Origin of the sequence: Paraflavisolibacter caeni (assembly GCF_025628885.1) — a bacterium.
In the GTDB taxonomy this organism is placed as follows: domain Bacteria; phylum Bacteroidota; class Bacteroidia; order Chitinophagales; family Chitinophagaceae; genus Flavisolibacter; species Flavisolibacter caeni.
The window spans coordinates 1-20,717 of the sequence record NZ_JAOTIF010000003.1 but is presented as its reverse complement, the minus strand read 5'-3'; the positions used below and the strand labels follow the sequence as shown (position 1 = coordinate 20,717).

Genomic DNA, 20,717 nt, shown 5'->3' with positions numbered 1-20,717 from the left:
CTATATTTTTTTTGATACTGCAGAAGCCTGTTTTAAAGAAGACAGGACTTCATCAGTGATGTTACCAAACAATGAAACTCCTGAAGCGCCTCTTTCCAATGCGTTTTTGATGCCTTGCCTTATCTCAGTTTGATCTTTGAAATCGGGCAGATACAACCCGGCATACAAAGGGAACTTATGATGTAAAGCGGCAATACCTTCCCCTACTGCATCTCCAATCCAGGAAATATTTTCTTTATAGAAACCATGATAGATCATAGGACAAATGCCGGAGAGATTCCAGGATACCCAGTCCTGACGCACATTACGGCGGGCAACTTCCGGAGTAGGAAAAACAGCAGCTGTAATGGGTTTCCTGCGAGCATGCGCTATGGCAGACAACCTGTTTACGACCTTGGTTACTGCCTGATAGCGGAATAGCCGCCATGACAAATTCGCTTCAGGATATTCTGTCTGGGCAATATCCATTCCTTTCCACTCCTTGAATTTTTCGCGACAAACAGAACAATAACAATAATCATATTGAGGCAATTCTTTAGTTTGCTCAATACCATATTTACTCCACAGATTAACAGGCAGTATCACATCGCAGAAACGTACATAATCCAAATGGATGCCATCCACGTATTCCTTATCGAGGATCTGCCTCACCTCATTTTCAAGGTACTGAATCACCTCTTCCCTTGAAGGACATAACCAACGATAATAATTTACATAAGGCGGCTTGTCTGCACAGGATTCACCTTTACGATTAATGCTGTACCATTCAGGATGCGTCTGAAGTAAAGATTGCTCTCCTCTGTTTAGCGTCCATATCCAGCGATGGGTCTCCAAGCCTTCCCCTTTTGCTATACGGAAATGCTTTTCAACATCAGCTTCGAAAAAAATGCCTCGAATACCTGCTTCATAGTAACTTTTATACCTATTTTTCAGTGTTTCGTCCGAATCTTCAGCTTTTGGATGAATCCATGCCCAATGCTTCAATTGAGTTTTTCGTTCAGAATGAATGGGCGGCAACGCAAATGACTGAATAGCTGGAGATAATGAAACCAACAAAGAGTTTTTAAAGAAGTTTCTTCTGTTCGTCATTGGATTTGTTTTATTTGATTAACATATCCTTCATTATTGATAGACCAGTTATGATGCTCATCGCCGATAAATGCGGCAAATTGGTGGCCAGAGGCTTCAACCATTATTTTGTTTTTGATCCCGTCTACTTCTAAAGCGGGTGTATCCCAGCCTAAATCTTTCAAGCTCATTGCATACTTCCCATTTCTAGCAAAGTATTCTTTCTGCCGATAGTATACAGACCATAAATATTGTTTCTGCTTTTCGGTATAAGGAAGTGTAAAAACTTTATTTTTTTGAGGATCACGGGTAAATTGGAGGTAACCCCATCGTTCTGGAAAATGCATATTAATGATGCCTTGTGGCGACCATACCCAATTATGTTCTGGAAGATCTTTTCCTAAACTATTCTTCCTTTTGATGTAAGAATTATTCACAATATCCAAATCCCATTGTACCCGAGAAAAATTAATTCGCCAAGTAGTTTCTTCTTCAGGCACCTTCCCATAATTGCCAAAGGTCACAGAACGAAATGGGATGGCCATCTCAACAGTCCATCCACTGTCTTTGTCGGTAGGATCATTCAGAGTGCCCTGTACTTTTACAACAGATTGAAGAGAAACGATTTCAAAAGGTATCAATGCTTTGCCCCCATTCCTGTATGGCTTCGTCAGAAACAGGTCGAATATGGTATTAAAAGCATTTACCTCAATTTCAAAATAATCATGAGCATTGTTATCAGGGTCCAGAAAAACTTCAAAGTCATTATCTTGATAAACGATGGCATCATGCTTTTGAATTGATGCCCATAAATGGGATTCTTCTAAAGCTGCTGCAATAAAAAGACAGGAATCATTCCAAAGCATTTTAACTTTCGTTTTCAGACGTGGCTCCGGCTTTGATGCACCTTCAATGTCTATAAAATTATCTGACCAGTCAGCTTGTTGCCATACAGCATCGCTTATATTTCCATCTATAATAGGAGCATTAGTAGCAAAATGGGTAATATAACCTCTGGGTTGCCATACGAAAGATTCAGGGCCATTATACATTGTTTGACTTTCACTGCTTTGAGTCAAGACAGTGAAAGTCAAAACAACCGTGATCTTTAATAACAACTTTTTGGTCTTGATCAAACTCATTTAATACCCTGTTCAATTTTTAAAGAAGTTTGTAGCCGGATGTCCTGAGAACTGGAGCCCACTAGAATGCGGTAAATTCCAGGATAAAGTTTCCACTGCTTTTGTTTGATATCCCACTTCTGCAGTTCTTTCACAGGAATGGCAAATCTCACAATGCTTTCTCCGCATCTTTGAACATGCACTCTTTTAAAACCTTTCAATTCTTTAATCGGCATCCGCTCCAAATTTGGATATTGAATATAAGTTTGGGCTACTTCATCCCCCTCCATATCTCCGGAATTCTTTATTGCGACTGAAAAAACAATCGAATCTTGCAACGAACGAACCTTATCCGGTTGTTTTGCCCAAGAATAATCAAATGAAGTATAACTCAATCCATAACCAAAAGGATATTGTACTTTTCCATTGAAATAACGATAAGTCCTTCCTGCTACATTATAGCTTTCATAAGGAGGTAGATCATTAAGCGATTTATAAAATGTTACCGGCAGGCGACCGGAGGGTGAAATCTTTCCAAACAAAATGTCTGCAAGAGCATTGCCCCCTTGTTCACCCGGATACCAGGCTAAAATAATTGCATCTGCATATGGTTCTATAGCTGCAATATCTACAGCACTCCCAGCAGTTACAACCACAACCACTGGCTTGTTCTTCTTGCGCAATTCCTTTAAGAACTTTATATGCGCAGCAGGCAGATCAAGACTCAGCTTATCCCCACCGTTTGCAGCTAAAAAAGCATCGCCTTCTTCACCTTCCAAAACCGGCGTCAAGCCTATTACAGCTATAGCAAGATCACTTTCCCCGGCAGCCCATAAACCTCCAAAATGTACTGTGTCCGTATAATCACTACCCTGATCGTATTGCACTGCTGTTTCAGGGCCAGCAGCCTCAGTGATACCTTCTGCAAAGGTGACCATATTACCCGACATGCCATGATAGTTGGCCACCAAGGGATCTAAAGCACCAGCATTGGGGCCGAGTACCATAATAGATTTGAATTGGTCTTTATTCAACGGTAATAAACCTTTATCATTTTTCAAAAGCACCATGCTCTGCTGAGCGGCAATTCTTGCAAATTCTATGTTCTTAGAGGTATGTACACTTTCGGCGCCCAGAGTACTGAAAGGAATACTGGTTTTTTCATCAAAAAATCCCAGTTTGAATTGGGTGCGGAGAATTCCGGATAAAGAGGAATCGATTTCTTTTTCAGTAACAAGTTTTCTCTGAAAGGCTTTGATAAGATCATCCTGCAGCATATTAGAGCAGTCCAGATTGACACCAGCTTTTATTGCTGCAGCTGCGACTTCTACACTACTATTCATGACCTTATGCGATCTCCAGATATCTTCCAACGCCCAACAATCAGTAACTAAATGACCTTTAAACTTCCATTCATTACGAAGTATTTGACGAAGCAACTCGTTATTGGTGCAGCAAGGCTGATCATTCAGCCGATTATAAGCGCACATTACTGATTCTACACCAGCATCTACCAACTTTTTAAACGCACATAAATAAGTCTCTCGGAGATCTTTTTCATCAACTACAGCATTAAAGGAATGGCGTCCAGCTTCTGGACCACTGTGCACAGCAAAATGCTTGGCACAGGCTGCTGTTTTCAGGTAATTGGGATCATTACCTTGCATGCCTTTTACAAAGGCCACCCCCATTGAAGCTGTCAGGAAAGGATCTTCTCCATAAGTTTCCTGGCCTCTGCCCCAGCGTGGATCGCGAAAGATATTGATGTTTGGCGACCAGAATGTAAGTCCCATATATTGCTGACGTCTATCCATTGATGTCGACAAATTATATTTGGCACGGGCTTCCGTCGAAATCACATTAGCCACCTGCTCAACAAGACTATCATTGAAAGTAGCAGCCATGGCAATAGCTTGCGGAAATACTGTTGCCTTGCCAGCTCTGGCAACACCGTGTAAGGCCTCATTCCACCAGTTATAAGCAGGTATACCCAGCCTTGGAACAGCTTTGCTTCTATAACCCAATAAGGATATTTTTTCTTCCACCGTTAACCGGCTCAACAAATCAGCCACCCTTTTTTGCAATGGCTCTTTAGCATTTCGAAAAACCGGCACTGCACTTTGTCCCTGTGCATATACCCTACCCAGAATAGTTATTCCAAAGCAAATACAAAAGATTGTTACACAACGTGATATTTTTTTTATATTCAGAAACATCAGAGTTATTTAATTGTTCATTACAATAATTCAACAGTTCAAGAAAATCAATCAGCTGGTGTAAACGAAAAGGCCAATGCCGGATAGGTTTCTTTTGAATTAATGATGGAAGAAGGCAGGTATACAGTTACTTTGCTTTCTTCCGCTTTCCACTTTACTGTTTCCCCGGTAGCTAATAGCTTTACTTTACTGCCTTTTTTAGGCAGGTTATTATGCCAAGAGATTTCCTTGGCAACTTGCTGCTGATCAGGTAAACAAACCAGGGCATACCGGACGCCTTCTTTCACATTTTGTGTAAACCAGACATTGCCTTCATGAAAATTCTTAGTAGTACGGGTATTGTAAATAGCCTTTCCATTTTTGTTCATCCATTGGCCAATTTCCTTCATCCGCTGAACGGCTTCGTCGGGCAAAGTACCATCTGGTTTAGGGCCAACGCCTAATAATAGGCTTCCTCCTTTAGCTACCACTTCTATAAGAACCTGAATAACCTTAGCAGAAGTTTTATACCGATCATTTGGTACATAACCCCAGTTATTGGCAAGTGTCATACAACTTTCCCAAGGGTGGTCAAGTTGTTGTTCGGGGATTCTTTGCTCCGGTGTTTGATAATTTTCATAAGGTCCATGTACGGTCCGGTCAACCATTAGCAAACCAGGTTGAGCCGTTCTTGCCATTGAAGCGATCTTTGGCATATCAATATCCTGACTCCATTCAGGTATGCGCGCACCCCAGGATAACACTTCTGCATTCACAGTTTCACGTGGCCTTACCCAACCTCCATCGAGCCAGAGAATATCGATAGAGCCATAATCATGCATTAGTTCGCTTATCTGGTTATAAGTAAATTCCTTGAATTTATTCCAGCGCCACGGGAACTTACGAATATCATAGTTATTGTTACGGTCTGAGGTTGCATATTTCGGCCACCAATAATATTCTGAATGCCAATCGGGCTTAGAAAAATATGCACCAATCATGAAGTCTTTTTTCCGGAATGCTTCAAAAACATATTTAGCAACATCTGCTTTGGCATTGTTCTTAAAAGGACCGTTGGATATTTTAAAGTCAGTTTGCTTGGTATCAAACATATTGAAGCCATCATGATGCTTGGTCGTAAACACTAAATAACGCATGCCCGCCTCTTTAGCGTATTTAGCCCAATCATCAGGATTAAAGTTTACTGGATTAAATTTATCCTTTTGGCCCCAATACCATTGCTTATAGTCTTCATAAGTTACATTGCTATCCCGGTCAATCCATTCTTCTGAACAAAGATTCCAGGACTCCATAATACCAGGTACAGCATATAACCCCCAGTGAATGATGATACCAAACTTTTGGTCCTGCCATTTTTCAAGTTTCGCTCTTACAGCAGCTTCTTCAGGCCATTCATATTTTGAAGATTGAGGATGAACATTTTCCTGAGCTACTATACAATTATTAAATCCTATAATAAAGCTCCAAAGAAAAATAGCATATAAGAACTTCATATGACGCATTTTGAAAAAATTATACTGTTTGTTTTTAAAGACTACATCACAAAAGCATATGATCTACAGCATCAATGCTTTTTTAAATTCCCTTACATCATTTTCTTTAATAGCCGGGTTTATATAATCTCCTATAGCCGCGAAAGACGGAAGCATAAATTCCATTTTACTTTCAGCTGAACTGCGCAATGCGCCATGAAATTCTCTTGCTCCTGTTGCTTCAGCTACATACTTAATATTAGCTGGATTCAATCCACTTCCCGGCATAATAATTATTCTATCACCTGCAGCCTCAATTAATTGTTTGATCAGATCAAGACCGTCTGTGGCCTTTATTTGCTGACCCGAAGTGAGAATTCGTTGGCAACCTGCTTCTATCAACTCTTCTAAAGCTATAAAAGGATCTTTACAACGATCGAAAGCACGGTGAAATGTTACTTCCATTGGATAAGCAGCACGAACAACTGTTTCAATCCTAACCTTGTCAATCATGCCATCATTTAATAAAAACCCTATAACCACACCATTACATCCTAATTCTTTACATAGTTTTACATCACTCATCATCAGATCAAATTCCTCATCAGTGTATAGAAAATCACCACTTCTTGGACGAATAATTGGGAAAATAGGTAGATCAAACATTTCTCTGCATTTCCTGATGTGACCCATAGAAGGAGTTAACCCACCTTCAGATATTGCACTACATAATTCTATTCGATCTGCCCCTCCTTTCACAGCAGATTCAGTAGTAATGAAATCTGTAGTTGCTATTTCAATTGTATAATCCAACTTTATATATTGTTTATAAATAAATTAAGCTACCCTATTTCAGATTGCCACAAGTCGAACGCACAATTTGATCTAAAACCATTTCAACAGTTATAAATCATCAGAAATTTAGCTCTTGTCGGCCATTTATTAGCCATGTTGCATAATTGCAATATTTAGAACAGCAAAGCTTTATAAAATGCCCGACTAAGATAGAAACTTATTTAAAAATTTAATTAACTTTTTAAAAAAAAGACAAAAGTTTAATAATTATTGCTAAGCATTTTCACTTAGACAGAATTTTAAAATTCCTTTTTTCCTGAAAAGGAGTAGGGATAGGCATCAGTATTCGCCCCCCTTTCCTTATTGGGTAAAGCTGTCATGGAAAAATTCAATGTAGCTCCTTGCATTAAAGTCTTGTGGCTAATCCAATTCTTCCTATATAACCGGCCATTTACTGATAGAGATTGAATGTATTTGTTTTCTTTATTATTGGATGGTGCAGTAATGGCTATTGTTTTTCCACTTTCCAGTTTTAAAGTTACTTTTGGGAACAGCGGCGTCCCTAAAATATATTGGTCCGTACCAGGACAAACAGGATAAAACCCTAAAGCAGAAAACACATACCAGGCCGATGTCTGCCCATTATCTTCATCGCCACAATAGCCATCTGGTGTTGGCGAGTATAGCCGGCTCATGACCTCACGAACCCAATATTGTGTCTTCCAGGGCTCGCCAGCATAGTTATACAAATAGATCATGTGTTGTATCGGCTGATTTCCATGGGCATAATTTCCCATGTTCATGATCTGCATTTCCCGAATCTCATGGATCACAGAGCCATAATATGTTGCATCAAAAATGGGAGGCACCTTAAATACGGAGTCGAGCATTTTTACAAATGACTTTTCACCTCCCATTAAACTAATTAGTCCTTGCACATCATGAAACACACTCCATGTATAGTGCCAACTATTCCCTTCGGTAAAAGCATCACCCCACTTAAACGGATTGAATGGAGACATAAAAGCACCATCACTATTTTTCCCACGCATCAAGTTATGGGACGGGTCGAAAAGATTGCGGTAGTTCTGAGCACGTTTTGCAAACCTTTCTATTTCTTCTGCAGGTCTTTTTAGCTCCTTGGCCAATAGGTAAAGGCAGTAATCAGCATAGGCATACTCGAGTGTACGAGCTGCGTTCTCATTGATCCCTACATTATAAGGTACATAACCAAGTTGGTTGTAATAACCCACTCCCTTTCGTCCAACAGAACCTAACGGTCCTTCATTCTCAGAATTCTTCAAAAGCGCTTCGTACAAAATATTGATGTCATAGCCTCTAATACCTTTCAGATAAGCATCAGTAATTATTGATGCAGAGTTAGAGCCAATCATACAATCCCTGTGACCAGGACTTGCCCATTCTGGCAGCCAGCCACTTTCCTTGTAGGCATTCACCAAACCCTCCTGAATCTGTGCATTCAAGGAAGGGAATATGAGATTAAAAAGGGGAAAAACTGCCCGGAAGGTATCCCAAAAGCCATTATCAGTGAACATATAGCCAGGCAAAACTTTACCATTGTAGGGACTGTAATGAATCACTTTCCCATTGGCATCAAGCTCATAAAACTTCCTGGGAAATAGCATGGTTCGATAAAGACAGGAATAGAATGTTCGTATCTGGTCATCTGTACCACCTTCCACTTTAATCCTGGAAAACTCCTTTTCCCAGACATTTTTAGCCTTTTGCTTTACTGTTTCAAATTCATTTTTACCTAATTCCCTCTGTAAATTCAGTTCTGCCTGCTCATAGCTGACAAAAGAAGACGCTGCTCTAACATTTACTCTTTCTCCTTTCCGTGTTTTGAAACCGACTGCTGCTCCTGCATGATCTGTCATGATTTCCAAGGCATCCTTTACTAGAATACTGTCGTGCCAGACATAGGTAATATCAAAAGACTTATCAAAATAGAGCACAAAATAGTTCCTAAAGTTTGTGGGTACTCCACCGCTATTTTTCGTGGTGTATCCTATAATTTTATTTTCCGAAGGAATGATTTTGACAAAGGACCCTTTGTCAAATGCATCTAAAACAACAAAAGCACTGTCTGTTTGCGGAAAGGTGAAACGAAATGATGCAGCACGCTCTGTAGGCGCAATCTCAGTAACAACATCATGATCGGCAAGGTAAACACTGTAAAAATATGGCTTTGCAGTTTCTGCTTTATGAGAAAACCAACTTGCCCGCTCATCTTCCCTGAACTTCAATTTACCCGTAACCGGCATTAAAGAAAACTGGCCATAATCATTGATCCAGGGAGAAGGCTGGTGAGTTTGTTTAAAACCGCGGATCTTTTCAGCATCGTAGGTATATACCCACCCATCCCCCATTTTGCCGGTTTGCGGCACCCAGAAGTTCATACCCCAAGGCAATGCGATAGCCGGATAAGTATTACCTGTTGATAAGCTATTCTTAGATGCAGTGCCCATTAAAGGATTTACCATATCAATCAAGCTGGCAGCGTTCGAAACCTGGGAAGCAGCATCCAGTAATAACAAACAAAGTATCAGTGATATAAAAGCTCTTTTACAGTATTTTAAAGCAAGCAACATTTGACGGTTTTTAAATCTTAAATTTCTATTTTCCTTTCCTGATATACTTTCCATAAAAACTCCCCGAATATGGTATTTGCCCAAGCGAACCATTTGCGGGTAAACTTCGAGGGATCGTCCATATGAAAGGATTCATGCATAAAGCCCGTATCTGCATGTGTCTTACGCAGCGTCTCGATACATTTATTAATTTCCTGCACATTATTGCTGGTCAATCCACGAGTGATAATGCTTAATGGCCAGATCATATGCATACCGGCATGCGGTCCGCCAATGCCCTCGCCAGCCTTTCCTTTGAAGAAGAAAGGATTATTTTCAGATAAAAGCATCTTACGTGTATTCATATAAATAGGATCTGTATTAGGAATAGCTCCCAGATATGGTAATGACAACAAACTGGGAAGATTAGCGTCATCCATCAAGTTGTAACTACCAAAGCCATTCACTTCATAAGCATAGATCTTTCCATACTGAGGATGATTGATGATCGCATACTTCTGTAATGCTGTTTCAACCTCAATAGCCAGGCTTAGCAGTTCACTTGCCAGTTGGTTATTTTTCGCCATCGTCTTTATCATTTCAGCAGCTTGCTTTAAGCTTATGACAGCAAAAAAATTGGAAGGAATGAGGAAAGGATAAATTGTAGCATCATCACTGGGCCTAAACATAGAACAAATTAATCCAACAGGTTTAACCGGATAACCGTATCCTGCTAAAGGAACGCCGTCTGTAGCCCAGGCTGTAGTTCTTTGAAATGTGTAAGGTCCATTACCTTGTTTACGCTGTTGCTCTTTAAAGGTTTTCAGTGTTGCTTTAATAGCCTGTTGCCATTCTTCATCAAAAGGAGTTGTATCCCTACTGATCTTCCAGTAATGGTAGGCCAACCGGATAGGATAACATAATGAATCAATTTCCCATTTGCGTTCGTGAATGCCAGGCTTCATGGTAGTTAGATCACTCTTCCATTCACTAATTTTATTTTCATCCTTGTAAAAAGCATTCGCATAAGGATCCTTCAGGATACAATTAGTTTGCCGGTTAATAACACCTGCAATGAGTTGCTGTAAATCTTTATCCTTCTTAATAAAACTCAAGTAAGGCCAAACCTGGGCGGTACTGTCGCGCAGCCACATTGCATCAATATCTCCAGTAATCACATAAGTGTCAGGCTTCCCACTTTTCATTTCAAATTCTACTGTAGTATCCAAAGTATTGGGAAAGCAGTTTTCAAACAACCAGCCTAATTCCTTATTCTTTACATTATTTTTAAATTCAACTATGGCATCTTCAATTGCCTTGCTGTGAAACTTCCTTTGATCGAGAGGTGTACGGACCTCGGGAAATTCTCCATATGTTTTTGCAAAAGAAAAATTCCTTAACAATAATCCTGTTCCTAATAAACCTGTATTGCGGATAAATTCATTTCTGTTCATATGTCAATTATGCATTTTTGGTTTTTACATTAGAATTGAAAAAGTGCCTCTTTAATGATTCTACTTGAGGCCTGATATTTATTTATTTTGAATCATTTCACTTTCAGAAAGTTTCCAAGCATTATCAAAAAAGCCGGCCAATTTCACCTCATTTCCACCTGTGCGCAACATACCAAGACTGAATACCATAAAATCAGGGAATCCACTGCCTCCAGCAAAGTATTGGTTGCCAGTTGCAGCATTCATTCCCTTCAGCCCTGTTCCCCCAATTACTCCTATTGAATTATTGTTCGTTCCTTTCATTGGCCAAATAAAATAAGCAGCTAAATCATCACCTTTCCAAATATGGTTGCCAGCTTTTACTGTATTACGTTCTAATTGAATAGGGCACGACTGTAATAACAATTTATAAGCACTATTTGAATTGGCATTTCCATAAATAATTACATTCCGGCCTTTATAAAGTGACTGTGAATAGTCTTTATCTGATATTACATCAACTGCACCGTTGCCACGATAATACCATGTTTCTGCATCATAACGGGCTTTGTTGAAGCTCCATTCATTTTCATCTTTTGAACCTATTGTACCGTAAACGAAAACCATTTTATAATTGAAGGCCTCTTTAAAGGTTCCGTAACGATGTGGGCCTTTTTGTTCGAATCCAGGCTGATTTGTAATACCCCATTGATTATTTTGTTTCAGCAGGTACAAACTATCCTGATCGCTACTTGTTGTATAACTTATTTTATTTAAGCTATCCAGATCAATTGTTACAGTAGTATGAATTCCAAAGTTTGAAAGATCCAATTTAAGCAATTGTACATTTTCAGTTGTTCCTGTGATTGTTCTTTTATTCTTATTCCTGTTTAGTTTGATCCTGCTGTATTGTAATGGATGAATTTGCTGTTGAACTGATGCCCAGCGGTTACTAGGCGAAATGCCCGGATTAGAGGTTATAAAATCAATCGTATTCAATGAACTATCAGGAAGTTTTTGGTGCCATTTGAAAAAATCAAATAATGGCTTCCAGTCTACACTTTCATTGCCATACCAATGTTCTCCTCCCGGATATTCATAGTAACTAAGATCAGCATGAAAATCAGCCAGTTGTTTTTTCATTTGCCTGGCATAATTCACAGAAACCACTTTATCAGAATCTCCATGCAAAATGTAAATGCCAAGGGGCTTGTAATTGCTGACAAGTTTGACAACATCACTTTGGTTGCTTGCTCTTAGTAACATCTGTTCCATTTGCGACCTGCTACTGTCCGGGATCTTGCCATCAGCTGAACCATATTCTTTTAATGTTGGATAGCCAGCACAGGGGGCTATTGCGGCCCATTTATCCGGGTAGGTAGCTCCTAAGAACCAGGTGCCATGGCCGCCCATAGAATGGCCTGTGAGATAGATCCGTTTGGGGTCAGGGTTAAATCTATCTTTAGCTAATTGTAATACTTCCAGTGCATCCAAACGGCCCCAGTCTTCCCAGTTAAAGCCACGAGGACGCCGGTTGGTAGCTGCTACTAAAGTGCCCCAGTCTTTTGACTGGTAAGCCTTTGCCTGGCCAATAGCTTCCACCCCAGCTCCATGGACAGAAAGAAATAGTGCATGAGATGAGTTATCAGAAGATGAATTTTGGGGTGCTACTGCATAATACTGAAGACTTCCATCAATATAACTAATAAATGTTTGGCTATACTTTTCGGTAGGCCCGACTGCCTCCAGTGTCACTTTCTTCTCATCAATAGGCTTTGCATTTTGTAAAAGAACCAATGAACATTCAAATTGTCCTTTTTGATCAACGCCATCAGCATTCAATGCAAAACTCACTTTACGTATGGAAAGTGCGGGAACAACAGGTAAAGCCGTGTTTAGCTCACTTCCATTTATCCTACTTTTAATATTTAGATTTTTCAATGCTTGAGCAGTAGTATTGATCACAACAACTGCACCTTGTAAAGTTTTATTGTTTTCATTCAATACAATACTGGGCATAGTTGGATCCTCAACATTCAATATCACTGGTTTTTCCGGGAACAGCAACCGAGCTTGCACCATACCAAATGAGCGTAAATAAATCTCGTTCAAGCCTTTCTTTACCTGAACCGGAATATATAGCCAACCGGAACTATATGGATCACCTGTATGTTGTTCGCCATTGAAAAAAAGAGCACTGTTGCCTTTTACATGAAGCAAGGCAGATCGATCCCTATCTGATGAATATGTTAAATACAAATAAGTTCCACCCCCTCCAAATTCCCTGGTCCTAAACCTGTTCAGGCTGTCAGCTTCAAGAGCCTTCCAAATTACAGTCTGCCCACTATCGTTGGTCCCGAATGTTTGACCCGCAACAGGTGCTTTTAAAGTATTTGCAAAATACTGGTAAGCCAATTGATCTGTATAAATAGCCTCCCTGCCATAGTGGTGAACAGAAGTTATGGTCAATGCCTTTGTGAATTGATAAACTTCCTGCGCTAAAGTTGATTTCCCAATACAAAAAGAGACAAGTAACAATGAGCAAAAAATCTTCTTCATAGTTGTTAGTTGACTAATAATGAACCATGTTTATCACAACATTGAGATGCAGCAATTCCGGATTAAAGAACAATTCTTAATGTTAGCATTGTAAACTTAATAAAAAGACCACGCTTAATACCTAAGCGTGGTCTTTTTATTAATTAGGCATTTTAAAATTTAACTTATTTGGTATCCCAGAAAATCTTAGTCGTTAGATTATCCTGAGCTTTTACTGTCGAATAATTTGCAGTATTATAAGTCTGTTCTGCAGTTGCATATAACCAGCGATAAGGAGGTTGCTTCTGTGCATTCGCATTATCCACTTCAAAGTTGAATACAGGTGCATCAAAACGCCTAATCTCTGCCCAACTTTCAACCGGCTGCACAACATTGAAATGTATCCACTTCTGGGTTGCCAGTAACTTCAGCTTTTCAGCAGTAGTTGTGGCGTTCTCCCATTTTACACCTGGACTAGCAACATAAGCCGCAATTTCTGTAGCATTCGTTGGAGCCAGTGTTCCAGATACATTGTCATTGCTCAGGGTTCTTAACCAATAATAAAACTCAGTTGATTGAGCAATGCCTTTGTTGTAAGCTGTTTTAGCTGCTGCATCATTACCTGCTCTTAAATATGCTTCAGCAACCAAGTAACTTACTTCAGCAGCAGTGATCAATACACCAGGGAAATATTGATTACGGCTTAAAGTAGAGCGATTATAAATAGACATTGTACCACCTGCAATCAAAGAAGTTTGAGTAGAAGAGTTCAACATTGGATCCAAACCATTGTAAACTCCGCCTGCATTTGCTCCGGGTTCAAAAATAGCTCTTAACCTGGGATCGCTATTGGTTTTCATGTGGTCAATCATGGCTTTACCAGCAATGTTACCATCCCAATCTTCCAATCCTGTTCTGAAATTCTTTGAATGAATTTCTGAATTGAGATTATAGACATTAATTAAGACATTGTCAGCATTGTCTGTGATCAACGGATACTTATTAGGATCTCCTAAAATTGCAGCAGTTTCCGTTGCAACCCTAGACTGGAATGCAGTTACTCCAGAAACTCTTGCTAACATCCTTAACCGTAATGAGTTGCAGTATTTTTTCCAAATTGCCAGATCGCCATTATTAACAAAGTCCTGGTTTTTAAATCCTTCCTGAATAGGGTTCTTGATACTTATGGTATTCAATTCATCAGCGAAACCCTTCAAATCATCAAGCATCTTAGTATAGATAGCATCTGCTTTATCATATTTCGGAAGGGAATTAGCGTAATCACCACCGTTGGCACTCATTTTCCCTGCTTCACTCCATGGAATATCACCATGCAGATCTACCACCTTTTGTGTATGATCATATAGATAGATGGTTGCTGCGATCATAAATATGCGCCTGTCCTTTTGATCATCCTCAGGAAGTTTAGCATATATGTTTTCTAATTCCCTAAACTGTGCTAAGAAATTATAATAATTATTCCAACGATCAGTGATGCTTGCTGCACCTGGAACATACTGGTTAGCAGAGTTTGCCCAACCAACAGCCTGATTGTAATGGTTCAAAGTAGTTCTCAGGACAACAAAATAATTCCAATAATCAGGCAATACATACCAACGATTAGAGGCCAAAAAGCCTGCAAATTGTTTTTCAACATTTGAATTTGCAACGCTTGAAGGATTCGCATAGCTATCTGCAAAGTCTGATTTTTTGCAAGCGGTCAAAGAAATGGCGCCTGTTGCCACCAGAATAAACAATATTTTCTTCATACAATATTTTTATTGCTTTTCATTAAATTATTTTAGAAACCAGCTCTAAGCATTACACCAAAGCTCCTGGTTGATGGATTTGTACCCGCATTGTTCAGTGTTTGGAACCATCTTGAACCAGCAGTAGTTTGTTCAGCATCGAGATTTTTCAATGTTCTGTAGATATAGAACAGGTTACGGCCGAATACAGACAATTGAACATTTTTAGCTCCTATTTTACTAACAAGTCTAGCAGGTATTTTATAGCCTAATGAAATTTCCCTAAACTTAACATAGCTGTTCTTTTGGATATAAAGTTCATAACGGGTATTGGGGCTATATTGAGGACCGCCCCAGTTATATACTGTCCAGTAATAGTTGGCTTGAGATGTAACGTTTGTGTTTTTTTGGCCATCTGCAGTTGCACCTTCCAGGAGCATCCCATCATGGTATACTTTTTCTCCGTTAGGACCTTGAGCTGCGGTTGTCTGAACACCTTTTCCATTCGCATCGACATAATAACTTAAACCTCCATGTTCTGCATCCATATAGTTTAAGCTTTCTTCCAATAATCCACGACTGATCATCCAGTTGATACCAGTTGGCATAATATGACCACCGAATCGGAAATCAACTAAGGCATCCAAAGAGATTCCTTTATAAGTAAATGTATTGAAAACACCACCTACCATCTTAGGCATCGCATTTCCTACTTTCACCATTTTGTCCGGATCTACTTTGTACAAACCATTTGGATCTACAATTTTTTCTCCTTTTGAATTTGTTGCTATTGGATGTGCATAGAAGTCACCCATTGGTTGACCCACTTTGGACACTAGGGTAGCTGCATTTCCATCATAATCTTGATGCAACAATTCATCAGAACCAGATGCCAGTTTTTCAACGACGTTTCTGTTCATGGAGAAATTAACTCCTGCATCCCATCTGAAATTTGAATTGCTTACAGGCGCTCCAGTAATACCAACCTCGATTCCTTTATTTCTTAATGTACCAATATTAGTTAAAACTGTAGTAGCTCCAGAACTTGCAGGAATTGTTAATGGTAATATCTGATCCCTGATCTGACCGTTATAGTAAGAAACATCCAAACCTAAACGATTGTTCAGGAATTTTGTTTCCAAACCAAACTCAATTTCATGCTTCTCCTCAGGCCTGATTGCATCATTGCCAAAGTTTGCAGGAAGCGTGGTATAAAGAACAGGTTTTCCACCAACTGCCTGTACGCCTAATGTATTTTGATCATAAGCTATATTCGCTCTGTAAATATCCGGATAGTTACCAACTATACCCCAAGAAGCACGTAATTTACCGAAATTGATAAAGGAAGGCAGGTTAAATGCTTCGGTAAATACAAAACTGGAGTTCACTGAAGGATATACAAAACTATTATTGTTTGGATTCATCGTAGAAGTTCTATCTCTACGAAGAGTACCTTCCAGGAACAAATAGCTTTTGTAACTACCGTTAATTGTACCAATAAAGGCATCTTTTACTAATTCATTGCGGTAATTAAAACTCCTGTTTGTAGGATCGTAAGTGACTTTATCAACAGATGCAGCCAAATCAAACCAGTTTTCAACACTCAAACCATCTTTAGTTTCTAATAAAGTAGAAGTTCCAGTTTCTTTTGTTGCTGTGTAGCCACCCATAACATTCACATCGATATCAGGCGTGATTTCTTTGGTATAGGTTAATAACACATCACCATAAATGATGCTATTCTGATATTGTGCCAAACCAAAAGATCCAGAATTTCCTATTGACAACGGTACTTCAGTTGATTTTTTGCTTTCTGTTTTTTGAGAAGTAAAGTCTGTAGCAACTCTTGCACGGAGTTTTAATGCATCGATAATTTGCCAGGTATTTGTCAAGTTAGCAATTACACGGTTACTCTTCTCGCTTTCATTGTGTTCTTTCACTCTCCAAACATAGTCGGCTATATCAGACTTAAACCCGTTGTATTTAATATTTTCATCTGGTGTCAAGCTTTGATTAGAACCGGTTACAAAACGGTAACCTTTACTGGTTTTATATTTTGACAGATACCAGTCTGCATTATCAAACCTTCCCATCATACCAGTAAAGTTATTCATCATCCTATCGATAGAATATGGACGGTTCTTCACTTCCTGATTGATGAAATTTACCAGAAGATCAGTAGTGAATTTCTTACCCAATTTGAAAGAGCTGTTCAAGTTGGCAATATTCTTAGAATTTTCAGCGCCTAAACTCACACCCTGGTTTTGCTGACGTGTTAAAGAAAAACGAGTGCTTGAATTTTCAGAGCTTTGGGATAAAGCCACATTTATATTATGATTATGCGCCGTTTGAAATAAACCAGCATAATTATCACCCTGATCTGAGTATGGTCTTATCACGCCATCCCAAGCCATTGTTGGCTTTCCGTCGAACTTGGGACCAAAATTGATGCTGAAGTTGAGAATTCCTCTTGTTTCCTTAACACCATCACCATCCACGTCATAATAAATAAAACCAGCATCATCCTGACCAGCGTTATTTACATTTAAAGGAGCACCAGCACCTCTTACATGCTGATATTTTGGTAAAAAGGCAACTTTATCAACACTATAGTTCGTATTCACATCTACTGAAAATCCTTTTTTACTTTTGGCGCCATTTTTAGTGGTAATCAATACGACACCGTTTACAGCTTCTGATCCATAAAGGGCTGCAGCAGAGGCACCTTTTAAGATCGAAACATTATCAATATCTTCAGGATTAATGTCTAACAAACCATTACCACGTAAGCGTTGATCACCCCAATAATTACCATTGTTTACTTCTTCATTACGAATAGGCATACCATCTAATACAATCAATGGCTGGTTTTTACCAGTAATCGAATTGACACCACGAATTTGAATGTTCACAGCACTGGTGGCACCACCTGGAGCCGCAGCAATACGCACGCCAGGCGCTTTACCATACAAAGCAGATGCAAAGTTGGGTGAGCCAGTCTGAACTAAATCTTCGGCTTTAATGGTTGAAGTAGCATATCCTATAGCCTTTTGCTTTTTGGAAATACCTAATGCAGTTACTACAACTTCATTCATTTGACCGACTGAGGCCTCCATAGGTACAGACAAATTTGTCTGTCCAGGTTCAACAGTAAGGTTTTTTGTACCAAAACCCACATACGAAAAAATTAAGGTTACCCGTCCCTGTGGTGTTGCAATTGTAAACCGGCCATCCGATCCGGTAAGCGAAGATGTTTTTTGATTTTGAATCTGAATGGTTACACCTGTTAATGGTTGATTGTTTTGAGCATCAATGACAATACCACTAACATGCCGGGTTTGAGCCGCGACAAAGAGTACCGCATGCAGCAGTACTAAAGAAAGCAGAAGACACTTCCTCATCTGGTTAAATTTTAGTTGATTAAAAATTGAAAAGGCAAACGTTAACTGAATACAGCTATTGATTATTCGACGCAATCGTCCTGCATCATGACTTTAATAGATCACATATGGCATTATTTTGATGATAAAATTTTTTGAGGAAAAAGCTTTCAGGTCCCTTAAAGATTCTTTAAGGAAAAGGATATTATTACAATAAGATATTAATTCTTATTGTATACTATATATATTGATTAAACTATAAGCTGTTTGAAATTGTGTGGCAATACTTTTTATAGCAGGCTCTTTTCGTAATTATCCATTACGAGCGAAGCAGCCCCTATTAATTCTGCCTGATATCCTAATGTTGATATTTCGATAACAGTATGTGTAGCAAGTTTTGGTATGCAATGTTCATTAATTGCCTGTTGAATTGGCGCCTGCCATATTTTTCCAGCCAGGGCCCCTCTTCCACTCAGTATAATTTCCCGTGGATTTAAAAGATGAATCAGGATGGCAACCCCTCTTCCGATATTATATCCTGCTTCAGATAGTAATTCTATTGCGAATTGATCTCCCTCTTGTGCTGCGGTAATGATCGACTCAGTAGCCTGTTCCAAATTATCTGTAAACAAATTCCTCAACATTGATTCACGACCAGCTCTTAAACCATTTCTTGCTTTTTCAAGTACCACCAGCAATGAGGATTCAGTCTCCAAACACCCTCTTTTTCCGCAACTACACAACTTACCATTCAAAAAGAGCGGTATATGACTGAATTCACCTGCAAGACCGTTATGCCCCCTGTACAGTTCGCCGTTTAGAATCATCCCTAAACCACTACCCCAACCAATATTCACAATCATTGCATCTTTTGCACCTCGTGCTGCACCAAATCGGAACTCAGCAAGAGCAATAAGGCTGGAATCATTATCTATGAATACAGGTAATCCAACTTTTTCTGATATGTTCTCAGTAATGTTCTTTCCGTTTGTTTCAAAATATGAATAATTAATACCTTTTTTCACATCTACAAATCCAGGCATACCAACTCCAATACCAGCAATTCTGGACTTTGGAATACCAGATGCTTTAATAACCTCACTAATCTTGTCTGTCAGTATGGAAAGAGCCTTTGAATTTTTTGCTAATGGCAATTCAAACTTCTCTACTTCAGAGATATAATTGTTTTGCATATCCATTATAGCAATCCTGGTAACAAACTGATCCATTGAAACAGCAACAATGTACATCACATCCTGCTTCAATGAATACATTATTGGTCTACGGCCACCGGTTGAAGGAGCATATCCTGTTTCTACCACCCAATTCTCTTCAATTAATCCATCCAATATCTTCGTTGTTAAGGGCAGGCTCTTATTAATTTTTAAGCTTAATTCGGCACAGGAGAGCGTATTCGCAAAATATAGTTCCTTTACAATTTGACCTTTATATAATTTCTTTTTTTCCACCCTGTTTACTTAAAATATAAATGATTAGTAAAATTTTATATAAAAAGATAAATAGTTAAAAAATTACTTAGTCTTTTTAAAACTATTTAAAATCCAAAGGTACTTTTTAATCAATCTTAAAAATACAATCTCATCTATTACATACTTTATTAATGATCACACATCAAAAAGATTGAATTTTAAAATAACTCTATTTTGATTGAATGCCAGACTCCTACTTCTAATCCTACCCTCAGAAAAAGAAAATAAATACATATACGAACAAAGGCCAATATCACTATCTTCTTTATAATAAAAATCACAACTAATACTAGCTCCATAAATCATACTTCCCACACTTCTACTAGCCAATTAATGATTGCATAAAGAAAACTTCCTGTCAAAGAACTGCTAACATTTTAAAATCTTAATAAGACTTTTTAAATTTATTGCTAAAGTAATGAACTTTTTCAATTTTTATGTTTTACTTTGAAAAAACTTTTAAGAATTTCTTGATTCAATAATAACATTCTTTTAATAAGCAGATTTTTATTGAGATACCATTGTAAAAATATTTTAATACAATAAAATATTTGTCAATTACACATTTTAATACGCTTAAAATCTGCTAAAACGTTAATAAAAAGCAACTGGATCAACCTTTTAAAAAGTAAAACGGACAATTAATACATATAATCAATAAACAATTTTTTAATTAACTATCTATCCCCCGGCATGACACTAAAAAGTTATATAGTATAAAAGCTATCCAAGTCCGGGTAATTTCAATTCTAATAAACCAATCATTCATTATTCTAACGAACTAAAACAAATAACTTCCATATGTCACAACAAACGCGCTGGTCCCAATTTGGGGTGCTGATTTCGGTGTTCTTCTTCTGGGGCT

The 20,717-nt window shown here is 38.6% G+C and carries 11 protein-coding genes; all 11 read right to left on the bottom strand.

The genetic code is table 11. The features are described 5' to 3' along the window. The 11 genes from OCK74_RS06660 to OCK74_RS06610 all read right to left on the bottom strand — a co-directional run bounded on the left by OCK74_RS06660 (position 1) and on the right by OCK74_RS06610 (position 19,831). Complete coding sequence (locus OCK74_RS06660) at positions 1-1,089, bottom strand: family 10 glycosylhydrolase (RefSeq protein WP_279296236.1); 1,089 nt, start codon at positions 1,087-1,089, stop codon at positions 1-3. Then, positions 1,086-2,210 carry a carbohydrate-binding family 9-like protein gene (locus tag OCK74_RS06655; RefSeq protein WP_279296235.1) on the bottom strand — a complete coding sequence of 375 codons (1,125 nt, stop codon included), beginning with the start codon at positions 2,208-2,210 and terminating at the stop codon, positions 1,086-1,088. The genes OCK74_RS06660 and OCK74_RS06655 overlap by 4 nt, the downstream gene beginning before the upstream one ends. Continuing rightward, a complete protein-coding gene (locus OCK74_RS06650) occupies positions 2,207-4,405 on the bottom strand; it encodes a glycoside hydrolase family 3 protein (protein WP_279296234.1) in 2,199 nt (732 codons plus the stop codon). Before OCK74_RS06650 ends, OCK74_RS06655 begins: the two co-directional genes overlap by 4 nt. A gap of 47 nt (positions 4,406-4,452) precedes the next feature. Then, positions 4,453-5,898 (bottom strand): alpha-L-fucosidase, encoded by a 1,446-nt coding sequence (locus OCK74_RS06645; RefSeq protein ID WP_279296233.1) that lies wholly within the window; start codon positions 5,896-5,898, stop codon positions 4,453-4,455. A 63-nt stretch (positions 5,899-5,961) separates the two neighbouring features. Then, entirely contained in the window at positions 5,962-6,690 is a 729-nt protein-coding gene (locus OCK74_RS06640; protein WP_279296232.1) for a copper homeostasis protein CutC, read from the bottom strand. Between the two features lie 281 nt (positions 6,691-6,971). Next, positions 6,972-9,284: a GH92 family glycosyl hydrolase gene (locus tag OCK74_RS06635; protein WP_279296231.1), complete on the bottom strand. Its 2,313-nt coding sequence runs from the start codon at positions 9,282-9,284 to the stop codon at positions 6,972-6,974. 17 nt (positions 9,285-9,301) lie between these two features. Continuing rightward, on the bottom strand, positions 9,302-10,717 hold the full coding sequence (locus tag OCK74_RS06630; protein ID WP_279296230.1) for a glycoside hydrolase family 125 protein: 1,416 nt from the start codon (positions 10,715-10,717) through the stop codon (positions 9,302-9,304). 78 nt (positions 10,718-10,795) lie between these two features. After that, on the bottom strand, positions 10,796-13,255 hold the full coding sequence (locus OCK74_RS06625) for a carboxylesterase family protein (RefSeq protein ID WP_279296229.1): 2,460 nt from the start codon (positions 13,253-13,255) through the stop codon (positions 10,796-10,798). Between the two features lie 164 nt (positions 13,256-13,419). After that, entirely contained in the window at positions 13,420-15,003 is a 1,584-nt protein-coding gene (locus OCK74_RS06620) for a SusD/RagB family nutrient-binding outer membrane lipoprotein (RefSeq protein ID WP_279296228.1), read from the bottom strand. Positions 15,004-15,035: 32 nt separating this feature from the next. Beyond that, positions 15,036-18,383 carry a SusC/RagA family TonB-linked outer membrane protein gene (locus OCK74_RS06615; protein ID WP_279296227.1) on the bottom strand — a complete coding sequence of 1,116 codons (3,348 nt, stop codon included), beginning with the start codon at positions 18,381-18,383 and terminating at the stop codon, positions 15,036-15,038. Between the two features lie 269 nt (positions 18,384-18,652). After that, positions 18,653-19,831 (bottom strand): ROK family protein, encoded by a 1,179-nt coding sequence (locus OCK74_RS06610; RefSeq protein WP_279296226.1) that lies wholly within the window; start codon positions 19,829-19,831, stop codon positions 18,653-18,655. Positions 19,832-20,717 lie beyond the last annotated feature (886 nt).